Raw genomic sequence first — 12,480 nt, forward strand, 5'->3', positions numbered from 1 at the left:
ATGAGCGGATTTTGGAATGGAAAGAACGTATTTGTAACTGGATGTACAGGGCTGTTAGGGAGCTATCTCGTTAAGGAATTGGTTGATCAAGGGGCAAACGTGACTGGACTTGTGCGTGATCAGGTGCCTCGATCGAATTTATATCAAGGCAGTCAATTTGAAAAAATGAATGTGGTGCAAGGCGCATTAGAGGATATGCAGACGATTGAACGTGCGTTAGGAGAATATGAAATTGACACCGTCTTCCATTTGGCTGCCCAAGCCATTGTTGGGGTCGCAAATAGACATCCTGTTTCTACATTTGAAGCGAATATTTTAGGGACATGGAATGTACTGGAGGCTTGCAGAAGACAGCCGCTGATCAAACGAGTGATCGTGGCATCAAGTGACAAAGCCTACGGTGATCAAGAGCAGCTGCCATACGATGAAGACATGCCGTTAAACGGGAAACATCCGTATGATGTTTCGAAGAGCTGTGCAGATCTCATTTCTCATACGTACTACAACACATATGGTCTTCCGGTTTGTATTACACGCTGCGGTAATTTATATGGAGGCGGAGATTTGAATTTCAACAGAATCATTCCGCAAACCATTCAGCTTGTGTTAGAAGGAAAGGCGCCGGAAATTAGAAGTGACGGGACATTTATTCGTGATTATTTCTACATTGAAGATGCAGTGAAGGCTTATTTGCTGCTAGCTGAGAAGATGGAGGAAAAAGGGCTGGCGGGAGAAGCCTTTAACTTTAGTAACGAGATTCAGCTGACAGTGCTTGAGCTTGTGGATAAGATTTTAAAGGCAATGGGAAGTGAACTGAAGCCTCGTATTCTCAATCAAGGAACACATGAAATTAAGCATCAATATTTGTCAGCAGAGAAAGCGAGAAAGCTGCTTGATTGGAAGCCTGATTACTCCATTGATGAAGGCTTAGAGAAGACGATTGAATGGTACCGCGAATTCTTTCAAAAATAGAGGTGTAAATAGATGAACAGCATATATTGTACGGTTCTTTCAAGTGGAAGACTTTATCAAGCCATTGCGTTTTTCTTATCGTTGAAGCAAGTAGAAGATGATGCTGTCATCAAGACGTTATGCATGGATGATGCTGCATTTGATTTGCTTCATCAAATGAATTTTCCGCATGTGGATCTTGTTCATGTACGGGAGCTCGAAACACCAGAGCTGCTGGAGAAAAAAGAGGAACGGGATGCATCGGAATATTGCTGGACCCTAAAGCCGATTTGGATTGAGTGGTTATTTGAACAGGAGCAGGCAGAGAGCGTGACCTATCTTGATGCGGATTTGTTCTTTTATGAGAGCCCTCAGGTGATTTTTCAACATCAGCCGAATGCTTCTGTTTTAATTTCGAGAGGGGATATTGTCATTCCAAGCTTTGATGCAGAGGAAGTGAAGATGCTTCAGAAGCTTTTAGGACGCTATAACTCAGGCTTTCTGCATTTTAAAGGAGATGAAGCCGGACGAAAATGCCTCAGCTGGTGGAAAGAAGAATGCTTAAAAGAATGTAAAAATGCACCGGGAGAAGGCAAGTTTGGCGATCAAGGATATCTAGATCATATGCCGAGACTGTTTGACAAAGTAGAAGATATTGAGACAAAAGGCGTGAATATTGGTCATTGGAACTATGGGCAGCATTCTTATCGGGAGGAGAATGGACGTATTCTTCTGGAGGATGGGCACCCGCTCATTTGCTATCATTACAGCGGCTTTCGGATTGTGAGCAAGGATGAGATGCAGCAAATTCATGAAAAAGGACGAAATGACCTGCCGTTTTTCCAAGAAGCCTATCGGCAAGTGCTTCGCCATGTGATTGAATCTGTGGAGCAGGTCGATCCGCTGTTTAACGGCTATGCCAAACGGGAGGAGGATGACGCATGAACGAAAAGCCAAAGGTAAGCGTCATTATTCCAAGCTATAATGCCAAAGAGCGTTTAGAAGGAAGCCTTTTTTCCTTAACGCTTCAGGAAACAGATATTCCATTTGAGGTCATTGTTGCCGATAATGGCTCAACGGATGGCACGATGGAAATGCTCGAGAATATTGAGGTGAACTTCCCGTTTAAAAAGGTGCGTATTCCTGTCAATCAAGGGATTGCAAAGGGGCGTAATCATGCCATTCGCGAGGCGGAGGGAGATCTGCTCATTTTTCATGACAGTGATATGCTGGCAGAACCGAGATTTATTCAAAAGCATGCAGAGGCTCATGCTGACAGGGAGGATCTTGTCATTTGCGGTGTGTGCTGGAAGCGGATTTATCGCTATTTTTACAAAGCGTTTGATAAGGATCATATGAAGCGGTTGAAAAAGCAAGGACTGTATAAACGGAAAATGGAGGACAAAACACCTCTTTTATCATTGGAAGAAGTCGAAAATGGTGCATTTTTAGAGAAAAGCTTCGATTTGCAGTCTGAGTTTATTGATATTCTGAAAGACATTTTGGAAACGTACCACTATGATTTAGGTTCTTATGAGCTGCCATGGCGATTTTTTATTACAAATAACTCCTCTGTTAAACGTAAGCATGTCATGGCACTAGGGATGTTTGATGAAAATATCGTTCGGTACGGATTTGAGGATTATGATTTAGGGATTCGATTGAATCAGCTTGGTCTCTCCTTTGAATTGCGAGAGGATATCATGAGTGTGCATCAAGAGCATCCAAGTAATTTAACGTCATTTGATGACATCAAATACAACATTTTGTATATGTGTGAGAAGTATAACAATATTGATTCCATTGATGTCCACTTGGCTTTCTCTGGTCCGTTTTCTCACACTGTGACAAATGATATTGTGAAAGAAGTTCGGCAGCTGCGTGAGAATCCAGCATTTGATGACCTGTTATCCTATTTTTTAGAGCTGCTTCATTTGATCACAGAACGGAATGTAGGCATCAAACGGGATAAAAAAGATATGCTGACAGCCAAGCATGTTCCGTTGAAAAAGCTGGCAGAAGCGGCGCAGCTTGCACGTGAGGAGTATGGCTGCATGGTGCTTGTAGAAGCCATTCAAGGGCTGACGAAAGAGCTGTTGCGCGTTGATTTGTTCCAAGTGGATGTGTTGTAAATGGCGTCTTATCACTTTACAACCATTGTGTCGAATACCCATGTTTTTAAGCTTTTGGCACTGATTCATTCGCTTGAACAAAACGCCCATGCCTTCAAGCTGTCCGTTTTATGTGCAGACCCTTTGGCTTATAAAGTATTAAAGGAGTTCCCTCATCCGCATGTTCAATATGAACAGCTTGAGGACATTGAAGATGATACGCTGCGAAAGGCAAAAGAAGATCGAACGTTTCATGAGTATTGCTGGACATTAAAGCCTGCTTTTCTGCTCAAAAATCTTGAGTCCTCAGATGCGGATTATCTTGCCCATCTGGATACGGATTTGTATTTTTATCATGATCCAGAGGCGATTTTTGCAGAGAATCCAAGCGCTCATTTATTTTTGACGGATCATATGAATTCCAAGCGGTTCTATCATTTTTATGAGTTGTCTGGCCGCTTTAATACTGGGTTTGTAGGCTGCCGTAACACAGATGTTGCCAAACAGGCAGTCACGCAATGGAAAGAAAACTGTCTTGCCCATTGTACAGTAGAAATGGATACAGAAAAAAAGACGTACGGAGATCAGCGGTATGTGGAAAGATGGGTTGATGATTTTGAAGGGGTTCATATCGTTGCATCTAAAGGAGCCAATGCGGCGATTTGGAACATTGAAAACTACAAGCTTTCAGTTGTAAAAGGAGATATGTATCTCGACGAATGTCCACTCTTGTTCTATCATTTTTCTGCCTTTACGATCATTGACGAGAATACCTTTAACCTTAATTGGTATTACTATATGAAAGAACAGAAGCTTGTGGATCATTTGTATATTCCGTATGCGGACTTGGTTCATCAAAAGATTAAACAGGTGCAAAAGGTATTTCCAGAATTTAAGCAAGGATTTATTGCAAAGAAGCATGTTCCTGACACGCATTTTTATGAGAGATGAAAAAACCGCTCATTTATTGAGCGGTTTCAGCGTGTAGACAAACCCTCGCATTCGGTGTCACTCCTGTGCGCTGGTGCTCACGAATAACATATTCGCTCCGCAAAAGTAGCTGTCCTTCCTAGACTGCAAAGGTTTTCTATCACGCTGAAAAGAAGACAAAGTGCTAAAATACACATCATTTTATCCCTTTGTCAACAATCGGAAAAAACCGCTCATTTATTGAGCGGTTTTCTTTTTATGATTCATTCCATTTGGAGATGGTTTGGTCGCTGGGAAGTAAGAAGGCTAGGATGCCTAATATCGGTAAAAAGGCAACACCGATCATGGTAGGCGTTAAGCCGAAGGCATCAATGAATGAGCCGAGGGCAACCGATCCGATTGCACCCATACCAAACGCAAGCCCAACAGTTAAACCAGACATTGTGCCAATTTTCCCGGGAAATAGTTCTTGGGCATAAACCACGGTGACAGAGAAGCTTGATGTCAAAATGAGCCCAATCAGCCCGAGTAAAACATAAGCAAAAACCGGTCCGGCAAATGGCAGCAGCAGGGCAAGCGGGAAGGATGCCAATAAGGAAACTAAAATGACGTTTTTCTTGCCAAAGCGGTCTGCAAGCGGCCCGCCTAAAAATGTCCCAATTGCACCTAGAATGAGAAATAAGAAGATATAAGTCTGTGATTCTTTAATCGTCAAACCGTATTGTTCAATCGCATAAAATGCATAGAAATTCGAAATGGCATTTCCATACCAAGAGCGGGCGAAGATGAGAAAGACGATAATGCCAAGTGCAATGAGTGCTGATTTACGATGAATATCAGATCTAGCAGCTTTTGCAGGTGTTTTTTTCGCTTCGGCCCGAATGGTTTGAAGCCTTCCTGCGTACCATCTTGAAATATAAAGAAGGAAACCAACCGCCAACATTCCAACAATCGTAAACCAAGCCACGCCTGTCTGACCGAGCGGGACGAGCATTAATGCAGCGATAAGCGGAGCAAAGGCTTGACCTGTATTCCCGCCTACTTGATAGATGGACTGGGCAAGTCCTCGTCTTGGACCAGCTGCCATGTTGGCAACACGGGAGCCCTCTGGATGGAAGATCGCAGAGCCGAGTCCGATGAAGACAACGCAAAGCAGAATGGTGGCAAACGACGGAGCAAACGCGAGTCCGAATATACCGACAGCACTTGAAAATAAAGCAATCGGAAGTGCATAAGGCATCGGCCGTTTATCTGTGTACCACCCAATAGCTGGCTGCATCACGGAGGAGACCATATTTAATGTAAAAGCAATCAGCCCTAATTGTGTAAAGGTCAGCCCCATTGAGCGTTCCAAAATAGGGAACATCGCAGGAATAACGGCTTGTAATGTGTCGTTCAGCATATGACAAATACCAATAATCAATAAGATAGGATAAACCGTTGAGCCGGTAACAGAATGTTGAGGTTTATCCTTTGTACGAGCAGCAATGGCCAATGAGACTTCCTCCCTTCATTTATCTGTTTTCTGATTTTTTCATTCTTCTCATTTTATTCATAAGGTGAACTATAAAACAATAGCAAATTGTCATGATTTAGAAAAAAAGAGACACAAGCATTTGATTGAGCTTGTGTCTCTAAAGAGTTATTTGTAAAAAGAAGCAATGACAGGCTTCATTTTTTGAACGACGAGTCCGCTGCCGCCGCGGTTTTTCACCCCTTCGATCATGCCGACGAGGACGTAATCTTCTTTTTTAGGATTAAACGCAAGTAAAAATCCATTTTCAGTGCCGTCTGTTGCACCTTGTTTGCTTTTTAATTCTGCCGTTCCCGTTTTAGCGGCAATATCCGCTCCTTCGATTTGTAAGGAGTGGGCTGTTCCGTTTGGACTGGTCACGACCTTAGTCAATGCATCTTTCACTGTGTCTGCCGAGCCTTCTTTGATGATTTGTTTTGGTGATGCTGTTTTTTCATCTTGAATCACTCGAGGGTAGACAAGCTTGCCTCCTGTAGCAAATGGAGAATAGGCATGTACTTGTTCAATCGGTGACATGAGTAATTCGCCTTGGCCATACGCCGAGTCAGCCAGTAAGATATCCGATTGAATACCATCGTTTGATACTTGTGCAGGCTTCATTGTAAATGGCATGTGTAAGTCTTCGCCAAATCCAAATGCTTTTACTTTTTTCTCGTAAGTGTCTTTGCCGATTTCGAGTGCTTCCTGTCCAAAATAAATATTGTCTGAGTACACAAGGGCATCGACCATATTTACTTTTTCTTTATCGTGAACACGTGTGATGCGATAATTTCCCCAAGATTGATCCTTTTGCCATTTCAGTCCATGAATGGTACGCACTTTGTCGGGCTTTGTGACACCTGTTTCCAGCCCAATGGCGGCTGTAATGGTTTTGAATGTGGATCCTGGTGCATACCGGCTCGCATATCGAGCTTGGAATGGAAGGTCTGGATTTTCACTGTATGCCTGATATTGCTTAGGTGTAATCCCGTTTGTCATGAGATTGACATCGTAGGAAGGGGCGCTGACAAGCGCTAATAGATCACCTGTTGATGGATTCATGATTGTGACGGCCCCTTTTTCACCTTTCAGCTGATCATAGGCTTTTTTCTGTAAAGAAGCATCAATCGTCAGCTTCACTGTTTTTCCATCTTTTCGAGCTGATTTTTGCAATGTTTCTTCAATGCCTGTTTCATCATGGACAATGAGAATGCTTCCGCCATCTTGTCCGCGTAAGTTTTTGTCAAATGTAAATTCAAGGCCGGTTTTGCCGATGATTTGATCCGCCTTTAATGCTGGATTTCTTTTGATATCATCCGCATTTGCTTTTCCGACATATCCGGTGAGATGGGCGGCGGCTTTGTTATATGGATAGTAGCGCATTTCCTTCGTTTGATAGGTAACGCCATTTACGTCCTTCGGAATTGGCTTTTGTTTTAACATCGATTTGAGCGGGACAAACGTGTCGTCTGTGACCCATGCTTGTTTCAGCTGATTGTTGATGAGTTCTTCCTCTATATCAAAAGCTTTGCTGATCTTTTTGATATTGCGTTCTTTTTCTTCTCCTGTTCCGAGCTTACCTGGGATGACGCCAAGTGCGTTTCCACCAGTTGTTTCTGCGAGCGTACGTCCTTTTCGGTCGACAATGTTTCCGCGGACAGCAGGGTCAGATTTGACCTTGATGGTATCTCCTTTTTCCATTTGCGGGAAGATGAGATTTGGTTTCCAGTCCACTTTCCACTTGTCATCTTCTTCGGTGAGAATGCCCTTGTAAGACAGCTTATGCAGCTTGCCAAGAGACGTTTTCATCGTTACATCATAGGAGAATTGATACCCATCTCCTTTGTCCTGTTTTTCAACGTTGAGCTTTGAAATGTTCAGATCATAAGCACCAATGCCGTTGAAAATATTGTCGTATTTTTCGGCTAGTTGTTTTTTTGAAAAGTCATTGGCTTTCAAAGATGTACTTGTCACCTCATCTGCCAGCTTCGTAAAGTCTTTCTTCTCCATATGTTTCGTAAAGTTTTGAGCGGCTTTTAAAGCCTCTTTTTCTTTTGAGAAAAGAGTATCTTTTAAGAAAAAGAAAGCAGCAGCAACGACGATGATGCTAAGAAGAGGGATGATGACTTTTTTCTGTTTCCAAAATGATTTTTTTTGATCCGTATACAATGAAAACACCTCAATTTTTTGATTAGATCCTCTATATTTTACAGTGATTGGTCGTGATTTGTATAGTTTCTCCTATGAAAATAGACCAAGGGATCATGTCATGGTTTGGGTAATGGGAGTAAAATAACAGCTATTTATGATGAAAGATATCTTCATTTTTTCTTATGATTTAAAGGATTTCTTAAAAGATCCTCGAATGTTAGAAAAAATATGACAAGCGCTTTCATTAGGGGGAATTGTTATCGTTTATAAAAAGGTGAATTTGATTGGACTTGTTCTTGGACCGACACTCTTTTTGCTCGTTCTTTTTCTCATACCTGAAGATGAATTGACCTATGCTGCGAGGGTAGTCTTGGGCATTACAGCTTGGACGGCCACATGGTGGGTGACTGAAGCACTGCCCATTCCTGCTACATCTTTATTGCCCATCATCTTGCTGCCGACACTTGGCGGGCTTTCTATGGAACAGGCATCAAGGTCTTATGGAGATCCGATCGTCTTTATGTACATGGGAGGATTTATGATCGCAATTGCCATTGAAAAATGGAAATTACATAGAAGAATGGCCTTACACATTTTAAGAGTGATTGGCACAAGAAGTGACCGCATTGTCTTAGGTGTCATGATCGCGACTGCTTTTTTATCTATGTGGATTTCGAATGCAGCGACAGCACTGATGATGCTGCCAGTGGCACTTGCAGTGATTAAAGAGGTCAAGACAAATGAAATCTTATCTGGTCCATCTCTTGATCGATTCAGTAAAAGCATCTTATTGTCAGTAGCGTATTCTGCGTCAATTGGAGGTTTGGCGACACTTGTCGGATCTGTGCCAAATGCGGTGTTTGCTGCGATGTCAAAAAAACTGCTAGATCGAGAGATTATGTTTTTCGAATGGTTTTTGTTTGGTTTTCCAGTTGCGATGATTTTGCTTATTCTCTTATTTTTGTATTTGACGAGGGTACAGTTCAAGGTAGAACACAAAGGTGAAATGAGTGCAGCGTTCATTCAAAAGGGATTAGAGGATTTAGGAAAAATGAAAAGAGAGGAAAAATGGGTATTTGTTGTTTTTCTCATGACGGCGTTCTTATGGATTTTTAAGCTCTTTTTGTTTGGAGGGATGACCGTATCTGATACGTCTATCGCCATTTTCGGTGCCATGCTGTTATTTCTCATTCCAGCAACAAATGGAGAGAGAATATTAGAATGGCAGGATATGAAAGAACTGCCGTGGGGACTTTTGCTTTTGTTTGGAGGAGGGCTTTCGCTCGCTACGGGCTTTGCAGAAACCAATCTAACAGGATGGATCGGAGAAAATTTACGGCATTTAAACGGGCTTTCGTATATCATGCTGTTGATTATTTTAACGGGAGCGATTCTGCTTATGACTGAAATTATGTCTAATACGGCTGTTGCCAATATGATTATTCCGATAACGGTAGGGCTTGGTCTTGCGATTGGAATCGAGCCATATGGGTTAATGGCCGCGGCTGCTTTGGCTTCCTCCTGTGCGTTTATGCTGCCGATTTCCACACCGCCAAACGCCGCTGTCTTTAGTGCGGACGTGCTGAAAATATCTGATATGGTCAGGGCGGGTTTTTGGTTAAATATCATCAGTATTGTGGTGATTGTTCTTGCGGTCTATTTCTGGCTGCCGGTCGTGCTGAAAAGCTGAGCGTCTTAAGAAGAGGAAGGCTTTGATCGAATTGAGACAATCGGTGTTTTTGTTTCTTTTGGCTTCGGTGTTTGTGTAGATTTTTTGAAGCATGTGTCCTTTGGTGTGTAATAGGTTGCCCCAATATTGAGCCTGCCTTGAAGCTGGTCAATAGAAAGCTCCCCAAATTCTAAATGATAATCAATTTTGTCCACGCGCAGGGATTCAATATGGATGTGTGTATCCTCTGAGACAGGAGCAGCTGGTGCAGACATTTTTTGCTCAAGAGCGGCGAGTCTTTTTTCTAGCTCAATGACAGATGGGGATGGATTGGATTCAGTTTTTTTAAAGAGTGATTGAATGAAATGTTTCAAGTAGACCACAACCTTTTCTTCCGCCTTACTCTAGTCTATGGAAAAGCTATCTGATATATACTTATAGAGATGACAAGAAAGGGGAGACGCATATGCTGCCTACTCAGATTCACATTGCTCATATGAAAACGAATTCGATTGGCACAGGATCATCTATGACGTTTGGCTCGACGTTTGTTCGCAATCATTGCAGTACGATCAAACGAAACAATGGCTTTGGGGAACAGAATGCTGATGGCGTGATCACGATCCTGCCAATTGAAACAATTGATGATCGTGATCAAATAGACGCAGTGAGTATCAATATTCGTCATCTATGATGATAGCCGTCGCTTTTCCTTCATCTTTTTGCAGGCGGATGTAAAGTACACCGTCTTTAAAGGCAGCATTCATTTGACCGAGAATCATTTCTGGAAGGCGGATTTTCTTTTCAAACGGACCATACTTCCCTTGTTTTTGGCGAAAGTCCTGCTCGTTAAAAAAGGAAAAACGCTGTCCTTTCACAACCAAATATTCACCATATGATAACACCTGAACATCTTCCTTTCGGTAGCCAGGCAAGTAAATTAAGTATTGAATTTCTGCATGGGTTTCCACCATGTCGATTGGAGGAAACGACGCATCTGATCCCCGCTGATCCTGCTGTGTGAATGTAAATGGAGATGGACCGTTTGCCATAAAGGGGGATCTTTGCTCATCATCGAAGATCATTTTCCAAAAATCATCTCCATGCATTTGCTGGGCAATATCCATCCACTGCTTCATTTTTTCGAAGTCCATGTGAAGACCTCCCGTTAACATACTTGATGGGTGCTTGCATATACCTATAAAAAGGAGGTTTATCTGTGGTTCAACCAACTCCGTATATCAATATTAATATTTTCATGTTAAAAATTAATTCCTTTGAAAATGCGTCGGCGGTGAATGTCGGACAAAATTTGTTAGCAGAGTGGCAAAACTCAGATAAAAAAAATCAGGGTTATGGACAGAATTTTGGAGATGCCAGCGGTTTTGTCGGTACAAAAAGCCATGTAGATGATCGAGATCAAGTGGACTCACCTGCCTCTTTTTCGCCAGCAGCTAAACCCATTCAAAGGAAGTGACGTGTGATGTTATTCTCACCCTCAGTCGTCAATGTCGGTGCTTTTAAAATCAATGCAATGGATCGGGGTGCATCACTGACGCTAGGACCTTATCAGCAGATTGATTATTTTCTCTCGATGAAATTGAATCAAGGTTTTGGTGAGGACAATGGAGATTGTTCACCGCTTGTCATTCCGATTTCAAGCGTGTTAGATCCAGATATGGTGGACTCAAATTCAGTCAAAAACAGCGTGATTTAAACAAAAAAAGAGACCGGGAATCCCCGTGTCTCTTTTCTAATGTGTTTCATTAAGATGGCTTTTTCGTCTTGCATAGGTGAAATAGACAACAACACCGATGATGATCCAGATGAGGAAGGCTCTCCATGTTTCCCATTTCAGTGTGAAAGCCAAGATCATACAAATGACCGCACTAATTATAGGAAGGACAGGGACAAAGGGTACTTTAAAAGCTGTATTCATATTCGGATGTTTTTTCCGGAGTACGATCACAGCGATAGAGATCACCGTAAAGGCCGCAAGTGTACCGATGCTGACTAAATTAGCAAGTGTTGATAAGTTGACGAATCCAACGATACATGACGCAACAGCGCCTGTCAGCCAAGTGTTGGCAACCGGTGTCTTAGATTTTGGATGAACGTTTGAAAAGATTTTTGGCATGAGTCCATCTCGGCTCATGGCAAAGGTTAAACGAACCTGAGCGTAGACAAGTGCAATTAACACTGTCGTAATCCCGATAATAGCACCTGCGGATATAATGCCAGCGACACTATTCAGGCCAACCACTTGAAGAGCAAAAGCGACAGGATCACTGACATTCAGTTTCGTATAGTGAACCATGCCAGTTAAGACGAATGAAACCCCGATGTATAAAATCGTACAAACACCGAGCGCACCGATGATTCCAATTGGCATCGCCTTTTGCGGGTTTTTGACTTCTTCAGATGCATTAGCGATTGCATCAAATCCAAGGTAAGCAAAAAAGACAGTTGCCGCTCCAGCAATCACGCCATGGAAGCCCATTGGCATAAACGGTGTCCAGTTTTCAGGTTTGACGTAAGCAAAGCCTGAAATGATAAAGAGAAGGACGATGGCAATTTTGATCAGCACAATAATGTTATTCAGCTTTGTACTTTCTTTGACGCCTCTTGAGACGATAAAGGTGATGAGCAAAATAATGAGTGCGCCTGGAAGGTTAAAGACGGCCCCATCAGCAGCTCCAGGTGCAGCTGATAAAGCCTTCGGAATGTGCAGACCGAATCCGCTGAGCAGTGATTGAAAATAGGACGACCATCCACTTGCTACAGCAGAGAGGGCAATAACATATTCCAGCATGAGGTCCCAGCCCATTAAGAAGGCAAGAAATTCCCCAAGTGTTGCGTAGGAATACGTATAGACGCTTCCTGACACAGGAATGGATGAGGAGAATTCAGCGTAGCAAAAAGCAGCAAGGGCGCATGCGATCGCAGCCAAAATAAAAGATATAATAATCGCAGGTCCCGCATCATTTGCCGCAGCAACCCCCGTAATGACAAAGATTCCAGTCCCGACCACACAGCCAATGCCAAGCAAGATTAAATCAAACGTATTCAACGAACGGCTGAGCCGCTTTGTTTGACTTTCAAGCATGAGCTGGTCGAGAGATTTTTTTCGAAATAAAGAACTCATGTTGACCTCC

13 protein-coding genes are annotated in these 12,480 nt (G+C 42.6%); 8 read left to right on the forward strand and 5 right to left on the reverse strand.

Annotated features, from left to right (window positions below; translation table 11 throughout):
* From MHI08_RS03495 to MHI08_RS03510, 4 genes are read left to right on the forward strand one after another with little or no spacing between them, the layout of a single operon-like run.
* A complete protein-coding gene (locus tag MHI08_RS03495) occupies positions 1 to 972 on the forward strand; it encodes a GDP-mannose 4,6-dehydratase (RefSeq protein ID WP_342499996.1) in 972 nt (323 codons plus the stop codon).
* A gap of 12 nt (positions 973 to 984) precedes the next feature.
* On the forward strand, positions 985 to 1,896 hold the full coding sequence (locus MHI08_RS03500) for a putative nucleotide-diphospho-sugar transferase (RefSeq protein WP_024426658.1): 912 nt from the start codon (positions 985 to 987) through the stop codon (positions 1,894 to 1,896).
* Entirely contained in the window at positions 1,893 to 3,083 is a 1,191-nt protein-coding gene (locus MHI08_RS03505; protein WP_024424576.1) for a glycosyltransferase family 2 protein, read from the forward strand. Before MHI08_RS03500 ends, MHI08_RS03505 begins: the two co-directional genes overlap by 4 nt.
* On the forward strand, positions 3,084 to 4,013 hold the full coding sequence (locus MHI08_RS03510; RefSeq protein ID WP_268415995.1) for a putative nucleotide-diphospho-sugar transferase: 930 nt from the start codon (positions 3,084 to 3,086) through the stop codon (positions 4,011 to 4,013).
* Between the two features lie 235 nt (positions 4,014 to 4,248).
* Here the strand turns inward: MHI08_RS03510 and MHI08_RS03515 are convergent, their stop codons facing one another.
* Positions 4,249 to 5,487, reverse strand: coding sequence for an MFS transporter (locus MHI08_RS03515; RefSeq protein WP_172881027.1), 1,239 nt, complete (start codon positions 5,485 to 5,487; stop codon positions 4,249 to 4,251).
* 147 nt (positions 5,488 to 5,634) lie between these two features.
* On the reverse strand, positions 5,635 to 7,674 hold the full coding sequence (locus MHI08_RS03520; protein WP_342499997.1) for a penicillin-binding transpeptidase domain-containing protein: 2,040 nt from the start codon (positions 7,672 to 7,674) through the stop codon (positions 5,635 to 5,637).
* Between the two features lie 256 nt (positions 7,675 to 7,930).
* Between MHI08_RS03520 and MHI08_RS03525 the strand changes: the two genes are divergently transcribed.
* The gene (locus MHI08_RS03525; protein WP_034623089.1) at positions 7,931 to 9,346 is read left to right on the forward strand and encodes a DASS family sodium-coupled anion symporter; all 1,416 of its coding nucleotides are present in this window, start codon (positions 7,931 to 7,933) and stop codon (positions 9,344 to 9,346) included.
* Between the two features lie 5 nt (positions 9,347 to 9,351).
* Here the strand turns inward: MHI08_RS03525 and MHI08_RS03530 are convergent, their stop codons facing one another.
* Positions 9,352 to 9,699 (reverse strand): hypothetical protein, encoded by a 348-nt coding sequence (locus MHI08_RS03530; RefSeq protein WP_249117564.1) that lies wholly within the window; start codon positions 9,697 to 9,699, stop codon positions 9,352 to 9,354.
* A gap of 92 nt (positions 9,700 to 9,791) precedes the next feature.
* Between MHI08_RS03530 and MHI08_RS03535 the strand changes: the two genes are divergently transcribed.
* Positions 9,792 to 10,019 carry a hypothetical protein gene (locus MHI08_RS03535; RefSeq protein WP_039177063.1) on the forward strand — a complete coding sequence of 76 codons (228 nt, stop codon included), beginning with the start codon at positions 9,792 to 9,794 and terminating at the stop codon, positions 10,017 to 10,019.
* Here the strand turns inward: MHI08_RS03535 and MHI08_RS03540 are convergent.
* Positions 10,000 to 10,479 (reverse strand): Hsp20/alpha crystallin family protein, encoded by a 480-nt coding sequence (locus MHI08_RS03540; RefSeq protein ID WP_024424582.1) that lies wholly within the window; start codon positions 10,477 to 10,479, stop codon positions 10,000 to 10,002. The two genes, MHI08_RS03535 and MHI08_RS03540, sit on opposite strands and share 20 nt — an antisense overlap.
* Positions 10,480 to 10,544: 65 nt before the next feature.
* Here MHI08_RS03540 and MHI08_RS03545 point away from each other — a divergent pair, with 65 nt between their 5' ends.
* Both MHI08_RS03545 and MHI08_RS03550 read left to right on the forward strand, forming a co-directional pair.
* Positions 10,545 to 10,802 carry a hypothetical protein gene (locus MHI08_RS03545; RefSeq protein ID WP_003213975.1) on the forward strand — a complete coding sequence of 86 codons (258 nt, stop codon included), beginning with the start codon at positions 10,545 to 10,547 and terminating at the stop codon, positions 10,800 to 10,802.
* Between the two features lie 6 nt (positions 10,803 to 10,808).
* Positions 10,809 to 11,042 carry a hypothetical protein gene (locus MHI08_RS03550; RefSeq protein ID WP_008344178.1) on the forward strand — a complete coding sequence of 78 codons (234 nt, stop codon included), beginning with the start codon at positions 10,809 to 10,811 and terminating at the stop codon, positions 11,040 to 11,042.
* Between the two features lie 36 nt (positions 11,043 to 11,078).
* Here MHI08_RS03550 and MHI08_RS03555 read toward each other — a convergent pair whose 3' ends face one another.
* Positions 11,079 to 12,470 (reverse strand): amino acid permease, encoded by a 1,392-nt coding sequence (locus tag MHI08_RS03555; RefSeq protein ID WP_342499998.1) that lies wholly within the window; start codon positions 12,468 to 12,470, stop codon positions 11,079 to 11,081.
* Between the last annotated feature and the right edge of the window lie 10 nt (positions 12,471 to 12,480).

It is taken from the genome of Bacillus sp. FSL M7-0791, assembly GCF_038627085.1.
GTDB lineage: Bacteria > Bacillota > Bacilli > Bacillales > Bacillaceae > Bacillus > Bacillus safensis.

Coding starts and splice junctions, on each gene's coding strand:
- MHI08_RS03495 (WP_342499996.1), top strand. CDS start 1: ATGAGCGGATTTTGGAATGGAAAGAACGTATTTGTAACTGGATGTACA.
- MHI08_RS03500 (WP_024426658.1), top strand. CDS start 985: ATGAACAGCATATATTGTACGGTTCTTTCAAGTGGAAGACTTTATCAA.
- MHI08_RS03505 (WP_024424576.1), top strand. CDS start 1,893: ATGAACGAAAAGCCAAAGGTAAGCGTCATTATTCCAAGCTATAATGCC.
- MHI08_RS03510 (WP_268415995.1), top strand. CDS start 3,084: ATGGCGTCTTATCACTTTACAACCATTGTGTCGAATACCCATGTTTTT.
- MHI08_RS03535 (WP_039177063.1), top strand. CDS start 9,792: ATGCTGCCTACTCAGATTCACATTGCTCATATGAAAACGAATTCGATT.
- MHI08_RS03540 (WP_024424582.1), bottom strand. CDS start 10,479: ATGGACTTCGAAAAAATGAAGCAGTGGATGGATATTGCCCAGCAAATG.
- MHI08_RS03550 (WP_008344178.1), top strand. CDS start 10,809: ATGTTATTCTCACCCTCAGTCGTCAATGTCGGTGCTTTTAAAATCAAT.
- MHI08_RS03555 (WP_342499998.1), bottom strand. CDS start 12,470: ATGAGTTCTTTATTTCGAAAAAAATCTCTCGACCAGCTCATGCTTGAA.